Annotated in this window: 16 protein-coding genes; 1 reads left to right on the forward strand and 15 read right to left on the reverse strand. The window is 72.8% G+C overall.

What is annotated here, in order from left to right; genetic code table 11:
* Nucleotides 1-21: 21 nt before the first annotated feature.
* The 10 genes from DEJ50_RS08045 to DEJ50_RS08090 are packed head-to-tail and all read right to left on the reverse strand — an operon-like array spanning nucleotide 22 to nucleotide 11280.
* Complete coding sequence (locus DEJ50_RS08045) at nucleotides 22-1449, reverse strand: ABC transporter ATP-binding protein (protein ID WP_150206885.1); 1428 nt, start codon at nucleotides 1447-1449, stop codon at nucleotides 22-24.
* Nucleotides 1446-2261: an ABC transporter permease gene (locus tag DEJ50_RS08050; protein ID WP_150206886.1), complete on the reverse strand. Its 816-nt coding sequence runs from the start codon at nucleotides 2259-2261 to the stop codon at nucleotides 1446-1448. Before DEJ50_RS08050 ends, DEJ50_RS08045 begins: the two co-directional genes overlap by 4 nt.
* On the reverse strand, nucleotides 2258-3214 hold the full coding sequence (locus tag DEJ50_RS08055; RefSeq protein ID WP_411757673.1) for an ABC transporter permease: 957 nt from the start codon (nucleotides 3212-3214) through the stop codon (nucleotides 2258-2260). Before DEJ50_RS08055 ends, DEJ50_RS08050 begins: the two co-directional genes overlap by 4 nt.
* On the reverse strand, nucleotides 3202-4782 hold the full coding sequence (locus DEJ50_RS08060) for an ABC transporter substrate-binding protein (protein ID WP_150206887.1): 1581 nt from the start codon (nucleotides 4780-4782) through the stop codon (nucleotides 3202-3204). Before DEJ50_RS08060 ends, DEJ50_RS08055 begins: the two co-directional genes overlap by 13 nt.
* Nucleotides 4779-5606, reverse strand: coding sequence for a class I SAM-dependent methyltransferase (locus DEJ50_RS08065; protein WP_150206888.1), 828 nt, complete (start codon nucleotides 5604-5606; stop codon nucleotides 4779-4781). The genes DEJ50_RS08060 and DEJ50_RS08065 overlap by 4 nt, the downstream gene beginning before the upstream one ends.
* Complete coding sequence (locus DEJ50_RS08070; RefSeq protein WP_150206889.1) at nucleotides 5603-6937, reverse strand: MFS transporter; 1335 nt, start codon at nucleotides 6935-6937, stop codon at nucleotides 5603-5605. Before DEJ50_RS08070 ends, DEJ50_RS08065 begins: the two co-directional genes overlap by 4 nt.
* Nucleotides 6934-7998 carry a dipeptide epimerase gene (locus tag DEJ50_RS08075; protein ID WP_150206890.1) on the reverse strand — a complete coding sequence of 355 codons (1065 nt, stop codon included), beginning with the start codon at nucleotides 7996-7998 and terminating at the stop codon, nucleotides 6934-6936. Before DEJ50_RS08075 ends, DEJ50_RS08070 begins: the two co-directional genes overlap by 4 nt.
* Nucleotides 7995-9125, reverse strand: coding sequence for a PLP-dependent cysteine synthase family protein (locus DEJ50_RS08080; RefSeq protein WP_150206891.1), 1131 nt, complete (start codon nucleotides 9123-9125; stop codon nucleotides 7995-7997). Before DEJ50_RS08080 ends, DEJ50_RS08075 begins: the two co-directional genes overlap by 4 nt.
* The gene (locus tag DEJ50_RS08085; RefSeq protein WP_411757674.1) at nucleotides 9122-10003 is read right to left on the reverse strand and encodes a Rossmann-like domain-containing protein; all 882 of its coding nucleotides are present in this window, start codon (nucleotides 10001-10003) and stop codon (nucleotides 9122-9124) included. The genes DEJ50_RS08080 and DEJ50_RS08085 overlap by 4 nt, the downstream gene beginning before the upstream one ends.
* Nucleotides 10004-10005: 2 nt before the next feature.
* Nucleotides 10006-11280: an ATP-grasp domain-containing protein gene (locus DEJ50_RS08090; RefSeq protein ID WP_150206892.1), complete on the reverse strand. Its 1275-nt coding sequence runs from the start codon at nucleotides 11278-11280 to the stop codon at nucleotides 10006-10008.
* Between the two features lie 123 nt (nucleotides 11281-11403).
* Here DEJ50_RS08090 and DEJ50_RS08095 point away from each other — a divergent pair, with 123 nt between their 5' ends.
* Nucleotides 11404-12024: a GNAT family N-acetyltransferase gene (locus DEJ50_RS08095; protein ID WP_150206893.1), complete on the forward strand. Its 621-nt coding sequence runs from the start codon at nucleotides 11404-11406 to the stop codon at nucleotides 12022-12024.
* Here the strand turns inward: DEJ50_RS08095 and DEJ50_RS08100 are convergent.
* The 5 genes from DEJ50_RS08100 to DEJ50_RS08120 form a co-directional block, all read right to left on the reverse strand.
* A complete protein-coding gene (locus DEJ50_RS08100) occupies nucleotides 12017-14203 on the reverse strand; it encodes a heavy metal translocating P-type ATPase (RefSeq protein WP_150206894.1) in 2187 nt (728 codons plus the stop codon). The genes DEJ50_RS08095 and DEJ50_RS08100 overlap by 8 nt on opposite strands.
* 2 nt (nucleotides 14204-14205) lie before the next feature.
* Nucleotides 14206-14505: a DUF1490 family protein gene (locus DEJ50_RS08105; protein WP_150206895.1), complete on the reverse strand. Its 300-nt coding sequence runs from the start codon at nucleotides 14503-14505 to the stop codon at nucleotides 14206-14208.
* Nucleotides 14506-14598: 93 nt separating this feature from the next.
* The gene (locus DEJ50_RS08110) at nucleotides 14599-15525 is read right to left on the reverse strand and encodes a metal ABC transporter permease (RefSeq protein WP_223837670.1); all 927 of its coding nucleotides are present in this window, start codon (nucleotides 15523-15525) and stop codon (nucleotides 14599-14601) included.
* On the reverse strand, nucleotides 15522-16397 hold the full coding sequence (locus DEJ50_RS08115; RefSeq protein ID WP_150206896.1) for a metal ABC transporter ATP-binding protein: 876 nt from the start codon (nucleotides 16395-16397) through the stop codon (nucleotides 15522-15524). Before DEJ50_RS08115 ends, DEJ50_RS08110 begins: the two co-directional genes overlap by 4 nt.
* Nucleotides 16397-17305, reverse strand: a complete 909-nt coding sequence (locus DEJ50_RS08120) for a metal ABC transporter solute-binding protein, Zn/Mn family (protein WP_150206897.1) — start codon at nucleotides 17303-17305, stop codon at nucleotides 16397-16399. Before DEJ50_RS08120 ends, DEJ50_RS08115 begins: the two co-directional genes overlap by 1 nt.
* Nucleotides 17306-17348: the final 43 nt, after the last annotated feature.

The raw sequence follows: 17348 nt of genomic DNA on the forward strand, positions 1-17348 counted from the left end.
CCGGCTTCCCAGCCTCCCCTCTCAACGCTCTGGAGCAGATCTCTGCCGGCAGGTGACCAGCCGGCCGGCGTCGAGGACTGCGGTTCGGTCGGCCAGGGCTTCGCCGGCCGCCCCGTCATGGGTGATGAACACCAGGCTCAGGCCGTCCCGTTCCCGGAGTGCGGCCAACCGGGTGAGGATCGCGTCCCGGGTGGCCGCGTCGAGCCCGGAGGTGATCTCGTCGCAGACCAGGACGTCGGGCTCGGCCAGCAGGGCCCGGGCCAGAGCGGCCCGTTGGAGTTCGCCGCCGGAAAGGGCGCCGGGGCGGCGCAAGGTCAGCTCCTCGGCCAGGCCCAGGTCCTCCAGGGTTCGTACGGCGGTACGGCGGGCGGTGTCCCGGTCGGCGCCGCGCAGCCGGACCGCCGTGCGGGCGACCTGGTCCAGGACCGGCCGGTGCTCGTCGAAGGCCGCCTTGGGATCCTGGAACACGTACTGGACGGCAGCCAGTTCGGTGCGGGCGCGAGCGCGGAGGCTGCGTGGCAGCGGGGTTCCGTCGAGCAGGACCGCGCCGTCGTACGCGGAGTGCAGTCCGGCCAGGCAGCGACCCAGGGTCGTCTTGCCGCTGCCGGACCGGCCGGTCACGGCGAGGCACTCTCCCGGCGCGACCGACAGCGTGACGCCGTGCAGCACCGGAACGGTACCGTGCGCCGTTGGGTGCCGGGCGGTCAGCCCCTGTACCGCGATCCGGGTGGCGACGGGCCGGGTGGCTGCTCGTGGCTTGGGGAGCACGGGCCGCTTGGAGGCGGGCAGTACGGTGTCCGCGGGGCCGCGGTCCACTACCCGGCCATCCCGCAGCACGACCGCCTCGTCGGCCAACTGCCGTACGACGTCCCAGTCATGGCTCAGCAGGACCAGGGCAATGCCTTGCTCGGCCACGTCGGCGAGCGCCTCGACGACGCCCCTCTTGGTGGCCGGGTCCTGGCCCGTGGTGGGTTCGTCGGCGACGATCAACTTCGCGCCCAGGAGCAGGGCCTGTGCGATGACGACCCGCTGCTGCTGTCCGCCGGAGAGCTGGTGGGGGTAGCGGCGCAGCACCATCTCGGGGTCGGGCAGCTGGGCCAGGCGCAGGGCGTGCTCGACGCGGTCGCGGATCTCGCCGCGGGTTCCGCCGCGCTGGGCGGCGATGTCCCGCAGGAGTGCTCCGGCTCGGCGGGCGGGGTTGAGGACGGCTGCGGGGTGCTGGGGTACGTAGCCGACGGAGCCGGGTCCCGGGATGCTGATCCGGCCGTCGATCCGTGCCCCGGGCGGGAACTCGCCGAGGAGGGCGCGTCCGGTGGTGGTCTTCCCGCTGCCCGAGGGCCCGACGAGGGCCGTTGTCCGCCCGGCACGGGCCGTCAGGCTCACCCCGTCGACGAGCACGCTGCCGGCCACCTCCACCCGCAGGCCGTCCACTTCCGCTACCGGCTTCATACCCGGTCTCCTTTCCAGCCGGTCTTGGCCGGTGTGTGCAGGGCGGCGTCGAAGAGCAGGTTGGTGCCCATCGACAGGGCTGCGATGAGCAGGGCGGGTACCACCACGGCCCATGGCTGGAGGAACAGGCCGGTGCGGTTTCGGTCGACCATGACCGCCCAGTCGGCGGCGTCCGGTGGGACGCCGATGCCGAGGAATGCGGCCGTGGCCACCAGGTACAGGGCTCCGGTCAGCCGGATCCCCGCGTCGGCGGCGAGGGTCCGGCGCATACAGCGGGCAACGTACCCGATCGCCGTACGCCACCAGGTCTCGCCCTGCATCCGCAGGGCCTCGACGGCGGGCCGGGCGGAGATCTCGGCCGCCGCCGCGTGCACCACGCGAGCTGCGTCGGGTACGGCGGCCAGGCCGACCAGGGCGGCCAGGCCGGCCGGCCCCGGGGTGAGGGTCGAGGCCACCAGCAGCACCAGCAGGAGCGACGGGACGGCGATCAGGACATCGAGGGGCCGCATGAGGGCCTCCTCCAGCCAGGTGCGGCGGGTGAGGGCCGCGGTGAGCCCGATCGGGACGGCGACCAGGTAGGCGAGTCCGGTGGCGGCGAGCGCCACGAGGACGACGGAGCGGCCTCCGAGCAGGACCTGCCGCCAGACGTCCCGGCCGGAGAAGTCGGTGCCCAGCCAGTGCCCGCCGCCCGATGCGAACGACACCGACCGGGGTCCGGCCGGTCCGGTGAGCAGCGGTCCGAGGGCAGCCAGCAGCAGGGGCACGGCGATGAGACCGACGGCCAGGGCGTACCTGGATGCATGGCGCCTCACGCGACCGCCTCCGCACGGGGGGCGAAGCGGCGGGCCACGAGGTCCGCGCCCAGGTTGGCCAGGACGGTCACCACGCCGAAGACGACGGCCATGCCCTGGACGACGGGCACGTCGCGGGCGGCGACGGCGTCGATGAGCACGGTTCCCAGGCCGGGGATGACGAAGAGGGCTTCGACGACGATCACTCCGCTCAGCAGCCAGTCGCAGGTCCGGGCCAGTTGCTGGGCGGCCGGAGCAAGGGCGTTGGGCAGGGCGTGCGTCCAGCGGACGCGGGCGCCGCTGACGCCGTAGCGCTGGGCCTGGGCGACGTATGGCGAGGCCATCGCGTCGATCATCCCGGCGCGTACCAGGCGGCTGATGGTGCAGACGGGCCGCGAGACGAGTACGAGGACGGGCAGGACCAGCACGGCCGGCTCGGTGACCGGGTCCGCGCCGACGGCCGTGGGCGGCAGCCAGCCCAGCCACAGCCCGAACAGGGTGGCCAGCAGCACGCCGAGGGCGAACTCGGGCACGGAGTGCACGGCCAGGGTCAGCGCGCTGAGGGTCCGGTCCAGCGGGCCGCCCTCGCGGCGGGCGCACAGCACGCCGAGTCCGACCGACAGCGGTAGGAGTACCAGGAGAGTGGCGCAGGCGAGCGTCACCGTGGGACCGAATCCACCGGTCAGGTAGTCGGCGACGGGGCGCCCGCTGACCAGGGAGGTGCCGAGGTCACCCCGGACGAGGCCGGCGGCCCAGTCCAGGAAGCGTTCGGCGGCGGGTCGGTCCAGGTCCAGTGCGGCGCGGATCCGGGCGATGCGCTCGGGGTCCGGCTGGTCGCCGGCCAGGGCGACCGCCGCGTCGCCGGGCAGGGCCTCGGTGAGGACAAAGATGAACAGGACGACCGCCGCCGTCTGCCCCAGGCCGAGGAGCAGACGGCGGCCGATCCAGTTCAGCTGCCGGGTCACGCGAGCCAGAGCCTGTCGAAGCGGGCCCAGTCGAGGGTGTTGGCGGGGGCCTGCTTCGAGACTCCGTGCACGGCGGGCGCGGTGGCGACGATCCAGTCGGCGAAGCCCCAGATCAGGAAGCCGCCTTCGTCGTACAGGCGGCGCTGCATCCGCTCGTAGAGGGCGGCGCGTTCCTTCTCGTCGCGGGTGGACTGGGCCTGCTGGTACAGGTCGTCGAAGTCCTTCTGCTGCCACTTGGTGGCGTTGGTGGTGGAGCCGGTGAGCAGGCGCTGCGAGATGTGGGACTCGATGGGCATGGACCCGGACCGGTAGGAGGCGAAGGTCCCGTTGTTCAGGATGTCCTTCCAGTACGTGTCCTTGTTGCCGACCTTGACCTCGACGGTGACCCCGGCCTTGGCGGCCTGCTCCTTGAAGATCCCGGCGGCCTCGACGAAGCCGGTGGCAGCGGGGGCGGTGTCGAGGGTGACCTTGAGGTTCTCGGCGCCGGCCTCCTTGAGGAGGGCGCGGGCCCGGTCGAGGTCCTGGGTGCGCTGCGGCAGGCCGGAGGCGTAGTACTGGTAGCCCTTGCCGAAGAGGTCGTTTCCGACCTCGCCGGCGCCGGAGAGGGCGCCGTCGACGAGTTCCTTGCGGTCGGCGATGAGGAAGAACGCCTGCCGGACCCGCTTGTCGTTGAACGGCGGCCGGTCGGTCTTCATGACGAAGCCCTGCATGGAGCTGCCGGGCAGCCGGACGACCTCGATCTTGCCCTTGCCCTCGTGGGTGCGGGCGGTGGCGGGGGTGAGCTCGTGGGCGTACTGGACCTGGCCGCCGAGCAGCGCGCTCGTACGGGCCGATTCCTCGGTGGCGACGACGAATTCGACCTGGTCGAGGTGGGGCGCGCCCTCCCAGTAGGCGTCGTTGCGCTTGACGATCAGGGACTTGCCGGGGGTGAAGGAGCCGAACGTGAAGGGGCCGGAGCCGACGGGCCTGTCGAAGGACGAGGTGTCCTTGGGGACGATGTAGGCACCGAACGCGGCGAGCACGTTGGGGAATTCGGCGTACGGGCGCTTGAGCTTGAACTCGACGGTGTTCGCGTCGAGGGCGCGGCTGGCGGCGAGGTCGATCGGCTCCAGGGATGCCTTGGCCCGGAAGGTGCCCTTGGGGTCGGCGATCCGCCGGTAGCTGTAGAGGACGTCCTCGGCGGTGACCGGGCGCCCGTCGTGGAAGGCCGCCTTGCGCAGGGTGATCTTCCAGGTGTCGAGGGTCTCGTTGGGCTCCCAGCGCTCGGCGAGCCGCGGGACCGGCGCGAGGTCGGTGCCGAAGTCGGCGAGCTTGTCGTAGAGAGCCTTGGCGCGGGCGGCGTCGACGAACAGGTTCGCGGCGTGCGGGTCGAGGGTCTCGTTCGCGCCGCCACCCGCGAAGGCGGCGCGCAGGGTGCCGCCACGCTTGGGGGTGCCGGCCTCGGCGGCGTTCTTGCTGTCTGCGGTCTTACCGGTGTCGGCGGAGCAGCCGGCGGTCAGGGCAAGGGCGGCGGCGGTGGCCGTGGCGGTGGCGAGGAGGAAGCCTCGGCGGGCGAGGCCGGAGCGGCGCTGGTTCACGGGGTGGTGTCTCCGTTGCTGTTGTGCTGGGGGGTGTTCTGGGGACTGAGCCGGGCGACGAGGTGGAGGCGGTCGGAACTTGTGGTTCCGTGCGGGGAGTCGCCTTCGCTCCACACAGGTTCGGTGCGGGGACCGGGGCCGTCGTGCAGGGCGAGGACCTCGAAGCCGGCGGTGGTGAGGAAGTACCGCAGCTCCTGGGGGAAGAGCAGCCGCCAGGCGGAGTGCTGCTCTTCCGGGTCGGAGCCGTCGTCGGCGGTCCAGGTGCGGCGCCGGCTCAGGAGTTGGGCGCCGTGGTCGATCCACAGGGTGGTGTGGGAGGTGTACGTCGTGCCCCGCCAGTCGAAGGAGGCGGTGCGCGTCCCGTCGAGGAGTTCGGTGTTGCCGAGGAAGAAGGCGCCGTTGCGCATCTCCGCGACGAGCAGTCCGCCCGGGCCCAGGTGGCGGCGGATGGCGGCGAGGCAGGAGGTGAGGTCTTCGTTGGTGTGGCAGTAGAGCAGGGCGCTGTCCAGGCAGAGGACGGCGTCGAAGGTGCGGCCGAGGTCGAAGTCCCGCATGTCGGCGCGGTGGTAGTCGGGTCCGGGGTGTCGGCGGCGGGCGTGGGCGAGCATGGCCTTGGCGGTGTCGATCCCGGTGACCCGGCGTCCGGCGTGGTGGTGCAGCCAGGCGGCGTCCCGGCCGGTGCCGCAGCCGAGGTCCAGAATCCGGGCTCCCGCGCCGTGGCGGCGCAGGGTGTCCTCGGTCCAGCGTGCGGCGAGCCGGTCGGGGTCGGGGAAGCGCTCTTCGTAGAGCTCGGGGTGGTCGGTGAGGAGGTTGCCGGTGCTCATCTGGTCTCGCTCAGGGGACGTGGGCCAGGGGTGGCGGGCGTTGTCTTCGCATGCTGTTCCGGGTCCTCCGGGACCGGCGAGTCCGGAGCAGCGGATGCCGCGGCGGTGGCAGGCGGGCGGGGCAGGGCCCGGCGTCGGTGCAGCAGGGTGACGGCCGCCGCCGAGGCGAGGCCGAGTGCCGTGCAGCAGGCGTAGGGAAGCCATGTCGGCCCGCCGTGCGTCGCGGTGTCCATGGCCCACCCGACCCCCGCGCCGGTGCCCGCGGCAGCCGCTCCGGACACTCCGTAGAACAGGCCGTAGAAGGTGCCGGTGAGCTCCGCGCGGCCGAAGGCGGGGATGAGTTCCATGACGAAGGGCTGGGCGGTCATCAACCCGACGTACAGGAGCAGCGCTCCGGCCAGGACCGGCAGCAGCAATACCGGGTGCGTCCCCGCTGCTCCCGCCATCAGCATCGGTGGTACGAAGCCGAGTCCGCTGACGGTCAGCCCGGCGGCGATCCACCGGCCCCGGCCACCGGCCCGGGCGGCCAGCCTGCGGGTGATTCGCAGCTGGAGCAGGAAGTTGGCGAAGGTCCCGACGACGAAGATCAGCCCGACGGCGCCCGCCCAGCCGGTGGCCTGCCGCGCGGCGTGCGGGAGCAGCAGGTAGAGCTGGCTCTCCATGCCGTACATGCCGACCATGGCGAGGGAGAAGGCCACGAAGCGCCGGTTGCCGGCCACCTCCCGCCAGTCGCCGAGCACGGAGCCTGTCGGCCGGGGCACGGCACGGGCGGGCAGCACCACAGCCTGGGCGAGGGTGAGCAATGCGAACACCCCGGCCGCGGTGAGTGCCGCGACCCGGAAGCCGCCGAACAGCAGCAGGCCCCCCAGCAGCGGCCCGATCAGCGCACCCGCCGTGGCGAACACGTTGAACAGGGCGAACGCCTCGGCCTTGCGGTCGCCGGACTCCTGGGCGACGTACGTCCGTACGGCCGGGTTGAACAGGGCTCCCGCCAGCCCGCTCAGCACGGACGCGGCGATCAGTACGGGCAGCGCGTCGCCCAGGGCGAACAGCGCGAAGCCCAGGGTGCGCAGGCCACAGCCCGCGATGATCACGCCGCGGGCCCCGAGGCGGTCGGCGGCGGAGCCCCCGATCAGGAAGAGCCCCTGCTGGCTGAGGTTGCGCAGGCCCAGGACCAGGCCGACCACCGCCGCCGACATACCGAGGTCGTCGGTCAGGTGCGTGGCCAGGTACGGGATGAGGAGGTAGAAGCCGATGTTGACGCCGAGCTGGTTGACGAGCAGGAGCCGTACGGCCGGCGGGAAGCCGCGCACCGCGGCGATGGTTCTCATCGGGCGGCTCCTACGGGTATGGCGGCGCGGGGCAGCACTCCCAGGCCGCCGCGCGATGCGGGGCGTACGGTGCCGTCGGAGCCGCCGATGCCGGACCAGGGATCGTCGGCGAGGAGCAGGTGCCCGTCGAGGTCGATCCAGCGGGCCCGGTCGACCAGGTGGACGGCGGGCGCGATGCCGAGGGAACTGGCGGTGAGGCAGCCGAGCATGAGGTCGGTGCCGGTGCCGTCCAGCGCGGCATGGATGCGCAGCGCGGCCCGTACGCCCCCGCACTTGGCGAGCTTCACGTTGACGCCGTGGACCCGCCCGGCGAGGGCCGCGGCGTCCTCGTAGGAGACCGCGTCCTCGTCGGCGATCACGGGGATCGGGGAGGTGGTGGCGACCCGGGCCAGGGCATCGGGCTGCCCGGCGGCGATCGGCTGTTCCACGGCGGTGACGCCGAGGGCTGCGAAGCGGGGCAGCAGTGCGTGGGCCTGGTCCTCGGTCCATGCGCCGTTGGGGTCGAGCAGCAGGTCCGCGGCGGGCGCTCCCACACGGACGGCCTCGACCCGGGCCAGGTCCTCGACCGGGTCGGGAGATCCGGCCTTGACCTTCAGCACGCTGAATCCGGCCGCGGCGAGCCGACTGGCCTGGGCGGCAGCGGATACGGGCGTGACGATGCCGATGGTGCGTGCCGTGGCGGCGGACGGCGGCAGAGGGCTGCCGAGGAGTCGGTGCACGGGTTCGCCGGCTCGCTTGCCGGTGAGGTCCAGTACGGCTGATTCAACGGCGGCGAGGACTCCTGCGGGCAGGTCTGCGCCCACAGGGCCCGCGGGCGCGAGTTCCGCCCAGGCGGTCTCGGGGTCCGGCAGGCGCTCCACCGCCGGCCGGAGGGCGCTCAGGTGGCGGAGGATGGTTTCGGTGGGCAGTCCGAGGTAGACGCTGCTGACTGCCTCCCCCCAGCCGCGCAGCCCGCCGTGTTCCAGGCTGACCCAGACCGCGTCGCGGCGGGCCATCACCGAGCGGGAGATCCGCAGGGGCTCCGCCAGTTCGAGCGAGGCGGTGTGCCAGGTGAGTTTCATACGGCACCTCCGGGGGCCGGAACGCGGGGAGCGCGGGCTTCGCCACCGGGGACGGCGACGGGATCGACGACGGTCCGGCAGCGGGTCCAGCCGACGGCCTCGGCCGCGCGTGGGTGCGGGATCTCCAGGGGGCGGGTGGCCCGGGCCGTGGCGGTCAGGCCGTGGGCGTGACAGAAGTCGTCGTCGTAGACGGTGCCGAGGTAGCGGTGCGGCCCGTCGGGGAAGACGGTTGCGACGACGGCGCCGGGTTCGGCCCTGGCCGCCCATGCGGAGACCAGCGCGACGGCGCCGGTGCTCCAGCCGCCGCTGACGAAGCTGCCGCGGGCGAGCCGGCGGCAGGCGTCGACGGCCTCGGCGGCACCCACCCAGTGCACTTCGTCGAACACTCCGTGGCGGACGTTGCCGGGGTGGATGCTGCTGCCGAGCCCGCGCATCAGACGCGGTCTGGCCGGCTGCCCGAAGATCGTGGAGCCGACGGAGTCGACGCCGATCACCTTCAGGCGGGGCCAGCGGCTGCGCAGCGGGCCGACCAGCCCGGCGCTGTGTCCGCCGGTGCCCACGCTGCACACCAGGACGTCCAGGTGGTCGAGCTGGCCGATCAGTTCTGCGGCCATGGAGCGGTAACCGGCCGGGTTGTCCGGGTTGTTGTACTGGTCGGGCCAGTACGCGCCCTCGGTGCGGGCCAGGACCTCGCGCAGCCGGGCGATGCGGGCGGCCTGCCAGCCGCCCTGGGCGGCAGGGCGGTCGACGAGCTCCAGGCGGGCGCCGTGGGTGCGCAGCAGCTGCCGCATGGAGGGTTCGAGTTCGCTGTCGCCGACGAGGACGACCGGGTGGCCGAGGACTTGTCCGGCGAAGGCCAGCCCGATGCCCATGGTGCCGGAGGTGGACTCCACGACCGGTGCCCCGGGGCGAAGTTCACCGCGTCTGCGGGCGCCGGTGAGCATGGACATCGCCGCGCGGGCCTTCATCCCGCCGGCGCTGAGGCATTCGAGCTTGGCCCAGAAGCCGGGGTGGGTGTGGGGCAGGTCGGTGTGGATACGGGCGACAGGAGTACGCCCCAGCAGGGGCAGGAGGTCCGGGTTGGCGGCAGCGGCATGCGACGGGTGTACGAGCGGGGCGAGGGTCACGGGCAGCCTCCGTAGCGGTGGATGACGCCGGGGCCGCCGTCGAGCCAGAAGAACGGGTACGGCTCGGCGGAGACGGCGCTCACCCCGGCCCCGAGGAAGCGGGGCAGGACGGCGCTGCCGGTCTGGGCGAACATCACGAGGGGCTTCCCGCTCGCGGCGGCGTGGTCGAGCAGGCCCTGGAAGGAACCGTTGCCGAGGGTCATGCCGGAGGCGAGGACGGCACCGCAGCGTTCCAGGTGCGCGGCCGCGTCGGTCAGGACGCGCTCGCCCCACTCGGTGGTGCCGCCCTTGAGGTCGCACGGCAGGTAGTCGAGGCCCCGCGAACGCAACTGCTCCAGCAGCGAGTTGACCACTCCGACCACGAGGACCGGACGTCGCTCACCGGACCGGGAGACATCGGCGGGCAGCAGGTCGACGACGGCGCGGGCCCGGGCCCGCGAACGGCTCAGCGAACTGCCGGCGGGCAGCGGACACGGGCGGGCGCCGTTGTCCGGCGTGTGCGGGCGTACGTGGGCCAGGTAGGCGTCGAGCGCCGCGATCCGCACCGGCAGGAGCGGATGGCCGAGGAGCTCGGCGACGGTAGCGCCCACGCAGTCGTCGAGGGCGCCTTCGGGCAGCGCCCCGGGTTCGACGGCGCAGGATCCGACGGCCGCGTGGAGCCGCAGGCTGAGCACCTCGTTGCGGTAGCCGCTGCTGCGCCCTTCGTGCCGGACGGCCTGGGCGGTGGTGAAGGCGAGTGAGATCCGCTCGTCGGCGGGGTCGGGGCCGTAAGCCCCGGCCAGAACGACGTCGAAGAGCTGGCCGACGGTCCGAACGGCGGGATCGGCAAGCGCGCGCTCGCCCGGCGGGACCGTTTCAGGTGTGTGCAGGGAAGGCAGGATCACGCGGGCACCGCCGGGGAGGGCTCGTAACGGGGGCGCAGGCCGGCGAGCAGCCGCTCGGCGGCCGCGCGGGCGCCGTTGCCCTCGATGTCGGCGGTCATGACATGGCCGAGGTACTCGTTGTTGCTGGTGGCGGCCCGCACGGTGCGGCCGGGTTCGGCGAGGGTGAGCTCCAGCACCTCGGGCCGGGCTCGGACGGCCTCCGCCCCCTCGACACCGGCGAGGATGCCGTCGGTGTCGGGCAGCAGGAAGGAGATGGCGGCGCTGCGCACGCCGGTGGGTCGCGGCGCCACGTCGGGCCTGCGCCCCAGGGCCACGTCGACGCAGGCGGCAGCCAGGTCGACGCCCGTCACGTGCCGGACGAGTTCGGTGATGCGGTTGCCCGCCGGGCGGGGGTTGACCTCGACCAGCCGGGGCCCGTCGGGCGTCAGCTTGATCTCGGTGTGGCAGACCACCTGGTCCAGCCCCAGCGCCTTGACCGCCCGCAGCGCGGTCTCGGCAGCCTCCGACGCCAGGGCCTCCTCGATGCCGGCCGGGAACATGTGGCCGGTCTCGATGAAGGCGGGCGCCCCTCCGATGCTCTTGTCGGTGACCCCCACGACCTGGGTGGTGCCGCCGAAGGAGACGGTCTCGACGCTGGCTTCGGGCCCGTGCAGCAGTTCCTCGAGCAGGATGACGGGGGCCCGGTCCTGGCCGCGCGCGTTGACCGGGAACTCGGCGAGGGCCTGACAGGCGAGCTCCAGTTCGTGCTCGTCGCGCACCGCGCGGACCAGCATGCCCGCGCACAGGTCCACCGGCTTCACCACGAGCGGGTAGCCGATCCCCCGCGCGGCGACCGCCGCTTCCGCGGCTCCCTCGCAGAGCGCGAACCGCGGCCCGGGGACGCCGGCTTCGGCCAGCACACGGCGGGTCAGGTCCTTGCGGCACGCCGCCTCGACGGCCTCCGGTGCGGGGCCGGGCAGGCCGAGCCGCCGGGCGGTGTGCGCGACGGCCGGCAGGTAGTAGTCGCACGAGGAGACCACTCCGTCGAAGCCGAGGACGGCGTGCAGGCCTTCGAGCCGCTCCAGGAGTGCTGCCGTGTCGTTGGTGTCCGCCGTGATGATGTTGCGGGCCGTGAGCAGCGGGTGCGGTCCGTCCCCCGCAGGGGCTGAGCGCAGGTAGTGGTGCAGGTCGCGGGTGACGAAGGTGAACTCGTGCCCGTCTTCGCGGATCGCCCTGGGCAGCAGCCTGCTCATCGACCCCACCCAGCTTTCGATCACCAGCAGATGTCCCACCGGACTTCCTCCCAGACTGCCGTCGGCTCTGTGCGACGCAGACATTATCGGAAATCGTTTTCATTTCCAATACGACAGTTTTCCGATAGCCTGCGGCCTCCGGAGCACGAGAGGCGGAGCGTGATGACAGAGCTGACGCGGGATCAGAGGGTCGGGCCGTACACGGTGCGGCACGCGAGAGCCGAGGACCTGCCCGGTGCCCGGAGCGTCATGCTGGACACCTTCTACCGGGAGTTCGGCTACGGGTACGTGCCGGACTGGCACCCCGACGTCGTCGACCTCGACGGCACCTACCTGCGCCATCCACGGCACACCCTCGTCGTGGCCGTACGCGACGACGGCGAGGTGGTCGGCACCACCGCACTCACCTCACGCGGCCCCGCCCATCCCCCGCACCCGCGAAGCCTCGTCGAGCGCTACCCCTCGGGACGCACCGCGCAGCTGCTGCGCGTCTACGTACGCCCTGAGCACCGGCGACACGGGCTGGCCCGCGTGATGGTCCACACCGCCTGCGCGTTCGCCGCGGCCGTACCCGGCTACGAACGCATCTACCTGCACACCAACGTCGACATCCCCGGCGCGGAACACTTCTGGCGCAGCATCGCCACCGAGGTCTTCGACGCGCGCACCACCGGTGAGCACGGAGGCTTCGGGACCGTCCACTTCGAGATGCCGCTGCCCGCGGCGGGAACGGATTCCGAGCCGGGGCCGGGACCCGACCGGGAGCCGGCCGCGGTCAGGTGACCCGCCGCTCCTCCAGGGGCGCCGCTCTGAGCACGTCCTCCTCCACCCGGGGCAGGTGCGGGGTGTGGTTGACCAGGCGGGCGGAGTTGCCCACGACCGCGATGCTGCTGGTGTTGTGCAGCAGCGCCGCGAGCACCGGGTTCATCGAGCCGCCCGCGCCCGCGACCAGCCCGAGCAGGTTGACACCGATGGCGAGCCCGTAGTTCTGCCGAACGACGCGCAGGGTGTGGCGGCTGAGCTCGACCACGGCCGCGACCTGGCGCAGATCGTTGCCCGCCAGCGCGATGTCCGCGGTCTCCAGGGCCACATGGGACGAATGCTCGCCCATCGTGATGCCGACGTCGGCGAGCGCCAGGGCCGGGGCGTCGTTCGTACCGTCGCCCACCATCGCCACGGTGTGGCCTTCGGCCTGGAGGTCACGGATCAGCTGGAGCTTGGCCTCCGGCAGGGCGTGGGCGTGCACTTCGGTGATGCCGAGGGCGTCCGCCACGACCTGTGCGGTCTCCGGGGCGTCACCGGTGAGCAGGACCAGCCGCGAGACACCCAGGTCACGCAGCTGCCGGACGACGATGTCGGCGCCCGCCCGAACGGCGTCGGAGACCCCGAGCAGGCCGATGAACTCCTCGTCCTGCGCCAGGCAGATGACGGTCTCGCCGCCCCGGCGCAGGTGGTCGGTCCAGTTCCGGGCGTCCTCGGTGAGCTCGATGCCGTGACGGCGCAGCAGGGCGGGGCTGCCCACCAGGAGCCGGGTGCCGTCGAGTTCGGCGCGCATGCCCATGCCGAGGACGACCTCGCAGGCCTGGTGGAGCGGGACGTGCAGGTGCTGCTCTTCCGTGTGGGTGACGATGGCCTGCGCGAGGGGGTGGCGGGCGTGGAGCTCGCCGGAGGCGGCCAGGCTGAGCACCTCGTCGGCGCCGAAGCGCTCGTTGAGGGTGACGACGCTGGTGACCAGGGGGCGGCCGAAGGTCAGCGTGCCCGTCTTGTCGAAGACCACGGCCGTGACCCGGCCGATGCCCTCGAGGTGGGTACCGCCTTTGATGAGGGTGCCACGGCGGGCACCGTTGCCGATGGCCGCGCTGATGGCGGTCGGGGTGGCCAGACCCGCCGCGCAGGGGCAGGCGATCAGCAGCATCGTCATCGCCCGGCGGGCGTCGCGGGTGACCACGTACGTCAGGGCGGCCAGCGCGAAGGACACGGGGACGAAACGCTGGGTGAAGCGGGTGGCGACGGTCTGGATCGGCGCCCGGTCGGTCTGGGCCTCCTCGACCCGGGTGATGATCCGGCCGACGGTGGTGTTCCGGCCCACGGAGTCGGCACGTACGGTCAGGGAGCCGGAGGTGACGATGGTACCGGCGTAGACGTGCGAGCCCGCCCGGGCGTAGACCGGCAGGGCCTCGCCCGTGACCGCGGCCTGGTCGACCAGGGCCTCGCCACCGGCCACGTGCCCGTCGACGGGGATGCGGTGGTGCTCGTACACGGCGACGACATCGCCGGGCGTCAGTTCCTCCAGCGGGACCTCGACCTCCACGCCCTCCTCCCGGACCAGCCAGACCCGCTCCTCGCCGATGGTGAGCAGGTCCTCGATGGCGCGGCGGGTGCGGCGCAGGGTGAGGGTCTGGAGGAACTCGCCGATGTTGAGCAGCCACAGCACCGTGAGGGCCACCACGTTCTCCCGCAGGACCAGGGAGATGACGGTCGCGGCGGTGACCAGGGTGTCGGTTCCGGGATGGCCGCGCCCGCGCAGCGTACGCAGGGCCCCGCGGAAGAACGGCAGACCGGTGAAGACGGTGACCACACCGAGGAATCCGGAGGAGCCGATGCCGATGCGGGGCAGGGCCAGCAGACGGCGCACGGCCACGAACGCGAGGACCGCCCCGCCGACCACGAGCCGGGCGATCTCACCGGTGGAGGAGTCCGGAGCCGAGCGGGTGGCCTTGGCCGGGGCCGATGCGGGTGGCGCTTTCTCCAGGGCGCGGACCAGCGCGTCCACGTCCAGGTCGTCGGGTTCCATCCAGATCACGACGCTGCCGGTGCGCGGGAAGATCCTCAGGGCGCGGAAGCCGCCGAGGTGGGTCAGGCGGTCGTCGACGAGTCCGGCGCAGCCGGGACGGTCGCGCAACCAGGGGACGGTCAGCCGGGCCCGCCCGATGGCGACCGAGCGGACGAGTACCGCTGACATGATCAGTGCTCGTGGCCGTGATGGTCGTGGTCGACCTTGACGGCCGAGGGCGGCGGGACCTCCTCGCCCAGCGAGGTACGGGCCTCCGCGAGCATGTCCCCGGCCTTGAGCCGGGCCTCCTCGGCGGCCGAGGACAGCCACCGGCTCGCCACGATGCCGCTTGCGAGGCCGCTCACCAGCGCCTTGCGCGCGGCGGGCTGCGCATCGGGCAGCTTCTTGATGATCAACGCGCCCACCGCTCCGCACACCGCGTAGTGGGCCAGCTTGACGGCGGTCGCGCCGACGATGGCGAGGGGATGCATGAATGCCTCCTTCCGCACGCACCGTGCCGGATGCGACGGAACCTCTTCTCCAGTCTGGACCCGCGGCGCCCCCGGGGTCGAACCGTGCCGCGGTCAGACGGGAGCCACAGGCCGACGCTCGGGAAGGTGCACGGCCCGGGTAGCGCGCGCAGCGCGCCGGGAGCCCACGATCCGACAGCCGAGGTAGATCAGGAACGCGAGGGTCGTCACGTACGGGCTGATGGGAATGCTGCTGCCGAGGGCCAGCAGGATGCCACCCACCATGGCGACCAGCGCGATGACGACGCTCAGTACGGGAAGCAGCACCGGGGACGCGGTGACCCGCGCGGCGGCGGCCGCCGGGGTGACCAGCAGGGCCAGCACCAGCAGGGCTCCCACGATCTGCACGCACAGCGCCACCGCCAGCCCGAGGACCAGCATGAACGCCAACGACAGGGCCCGGACGGGCACCCCGCGCGCCTCGGCCACGTCCGGATCGGCGCTGGCGAAGGTCAGCGGCCGCCAGACCACCGCCAGGGCCGCCAGCACGACGACGGACGTGCCGACCAGCCAGGCCATCTGCGGGGTGTCGACGGCGACGATCTGCCCGGTCAGGAGGCCGAACTTGTTCGCCGCCCGGCCCTTGTAGAGGGCCAGGCACAGCACACCCAGCCCCAGGCCGAACGGCATGATGATCCCGATCACGGAATTGCGGTCGCGGGCGCGAACCCCGAGCAGACCGATCGCGGCCGCCGCCAGCAGGGAGCCGACGATCGACCCGGCGACGATGTTGACACCGGCCAGCAGCGCCGCCGCCCCGCCGGCGAACGACAGCTCGCTGATGCCGTGCACCGCGAAGGGCATGTCCCGCATGATCACGAAGACCCCGGCCAGCCCTCCCACGAAGCCCACCAGGGCACCGGCCAGCAGCGAATTGTGGACCAGGGCCAGCAGGTCTCCGTAGTTGTCGAAGTTGAAGATCTGCTGCCAGATGCCGGGATCGTTGCCGTCGGCAGCGGCCCGGAGGGGCAGCGCGCTCACGGCTGCCCGCCCCCGTCCGGCCGGGCGGTGTGGTGGGCGGGGGCCGCATCGGGTGCCCCCACGACCACGAGGCGGCCCCGCACACGCACGACGTCCACCTGGGTCCCGTACAGCCGCGACAGGACGCCCGTGGTCATCACCTCCTCCGGCGGGCCGATCCGGAACCCGCCGGCGGCCAGGTAGAGCACCCGGTCCGCCGCTCCCAGGACCGGATTGATCTCGTGGGTCACGAAGACCACGGTCGTGCCCGCGGCCCGGCGCCGCCGGTCCACGAGGTCGGTGACCGTGCGCTGGTGCTGCAGGTCGAGGGAGAGAAGCGGCTCGTCGCACAGCAGGATCCGCGGATCCGTGGCCAGCGCCTGCGCGATCCGCACCCGCTGCTGCTCGCCGCCCGACAGCCGTCCGACCGGGGTCGCGGCGTAGGGCAGCGCCCCGACGGCATCGAGGAGCTCGTCCACCCGGCGGCGGGCCGGTCCCGGGGCGAGCGACAGCCCCCAGCGGTGCCCGTCCAGGCCGAGCCGTACGAGGTCCCGCGCACGCAGCAGGGTGTGGGCGGGCAGTGCCTTCTGCTGGGGGACGTAGCCGATGAGCCCGCCGGCGCGGTGCGGCGGGCTCCCCAGGACCGACACCGATCCAGCGGTGAGCGGCTGCCGGCCCAGCAGCACGCGCAGCAGGCTGGTCTTGCCCGATCCGTTCGGGCCCAGCACGGCCAGGAACTCACCCGGGCGCACGTCGAGGTCCAGGTCCCGCCACAGGACACGGTCGCCGTACGCCAGCGTGGCGCCGCGCACGCTGATCACCGGCTGGGCGCCGCCTGCGCGGTCCGTGATCGCCGGGGAGGGCTGTGACACGACGGAGTCGGTGCGTTCCATCACCGTTCCAGGGCTTGATCGAGGGCGGTGATGTTGTCCGACATCCAGCCGGTGTAGTCCTTGCCCTCCGGAAGGGTCTCCGTCACCGGCACCACGGGTACCCCGCTGTCCTCGGCGGCCTCCTTGACCTTCTCCGTCTGGGGTCCGCTGGTCTGCGCGTTGTAGACCAGCGCCTCGACCTGGTGCCGGGGGAACAGATCCAGCGTCTCGCGCAGCACCCTGGGCGGGACCTCGTCGCCTTCCTCGATGGCTTCGCTGAAGGCCGCAGGCGTCTTGTTCACCAGGCCGCAGGCCTCGGTCAGGTAGAGCGGGACGGGCTCGGTGACCGCCACGGGGGTGCCGGCGTGGCGAGCCTCGATCCGGTCCGCCCGCGCCTCGAGCTGCGCCAGCCTGCCCTTGAAGGTCTCCGCGTTCTTCCGGAAGACGCCGGCTTCGGCCGGTGACACCTTGCCGAGCGCCTGGGCGATCTGGTCCGCGAGGCGGCCCATCGTCGGCAGGTCGTACCAGACGTGCTCGTTGAACTCCCCTGCGTCGTCGGGCGCCTTGCCCGAGACCTGGACTGCGTTGATCACCTCGGCCGAGGAGTTGTCCGAGCTGCGCAGCATGCGGCCGACGAACTCGTCGTAGCCGCCGCCGTTCTCGATGACCACCTTGGCGCGGGAGAGGGCCAGCTGGTTGCGTGGGCCGGCCTCGTAGGAGTGCGGGTCCTGTGCCGGATCGCTGATGATCGACACGACGCCGACACGCCCGCCACCGATCTGCCGGACGACGTCGCCGTACACGTTCGTCGAAGCGACGACCGGAATCGGTGCGGGCGTCGCGGATGAGGGTCCGCCCCACGTGCAAACCAACGCCAGCGACAGCCCGAGAACCACCGTCGGCGCGCGGGGCGACGCGCCATGACGCATACCGTCCTCCCTGTGCGAGGGAAGCGAAATGGCAATCACTTGG

The organism is Streptomyces venezuelae (assembly GCF_008642295.1).
Lineage (GTDB): Bacteria > Actinomycetota > Actinomycetes > Streptomycetales > Streptomycetaceae > Streptomyces > Streptomyces venezuelae_C.

Coding starts and splice junctions, on each gene's coding strand:
- DEJ50_RS08045 (WP_150206885.1), bottom strand. CDS start 1,449: ATGAAGCCGGTAGCGGAAGTGGACGGCCTGCGGGTGGAGGTGGCCGGC.
- DEJ50_RS08065 (WP_150206888.1), bottom strand. CDS start 5,606: ATGAGCACCGGCAACCTCCTCACCGACCACCCCGAGCTCTACGAAGAG.
- DEJ50_RS08070 (WP_150206889.1), bottom strand. CDS start 6,937: ATGAGAACCATCGCCGCGGTGCGCGGCTTCCCGCCGGCCGTACGGCTC.
- DEJ50_RS08075 (WP_150206890.1), bottom strand. CDS start 7,998: ATGAAACTCACCTGGCACACCGCCTCGCTCGAACTGGCGGAGCCCCTG.
- DEJ50_RS08095 (WP_150206893.1), top strand. CDS start 11,404: ATGACAGAGCTGACGCGGGATCAGAGGGTCGGGCCGTACACGGTGCGG.
- DEJ50_RS08100 (WP_150206894.1), bottom strand. CDS start 14,203: ATGTCAGCGGTACTCGTCCGCTCGGTCGCCATCGGGCGGGCCCGGCTG.
- DEJ50_RS08105 (WP_150206895.1), bottom strand. CDS start 14,505: ATGCATCCCCTCGCCATCGTCGGCGCGACCGCCGTCAAGCTGGCCCAC.
- DEJ50_RS08115 (WP_150206896.1), bottom strand. CDS start 16,397: ATGGAACGCACCGACTCCGTCGTGTCACAGCCCTCCCCGGCGATCACG.
- DEJ50_RS08120 (WP_150206897.1), bottom strand. CDS start 17,305: ATGCGTCATGGCGCGTCGCCCCGCGCGCCGACGGTGGTTCTCGGGCTG.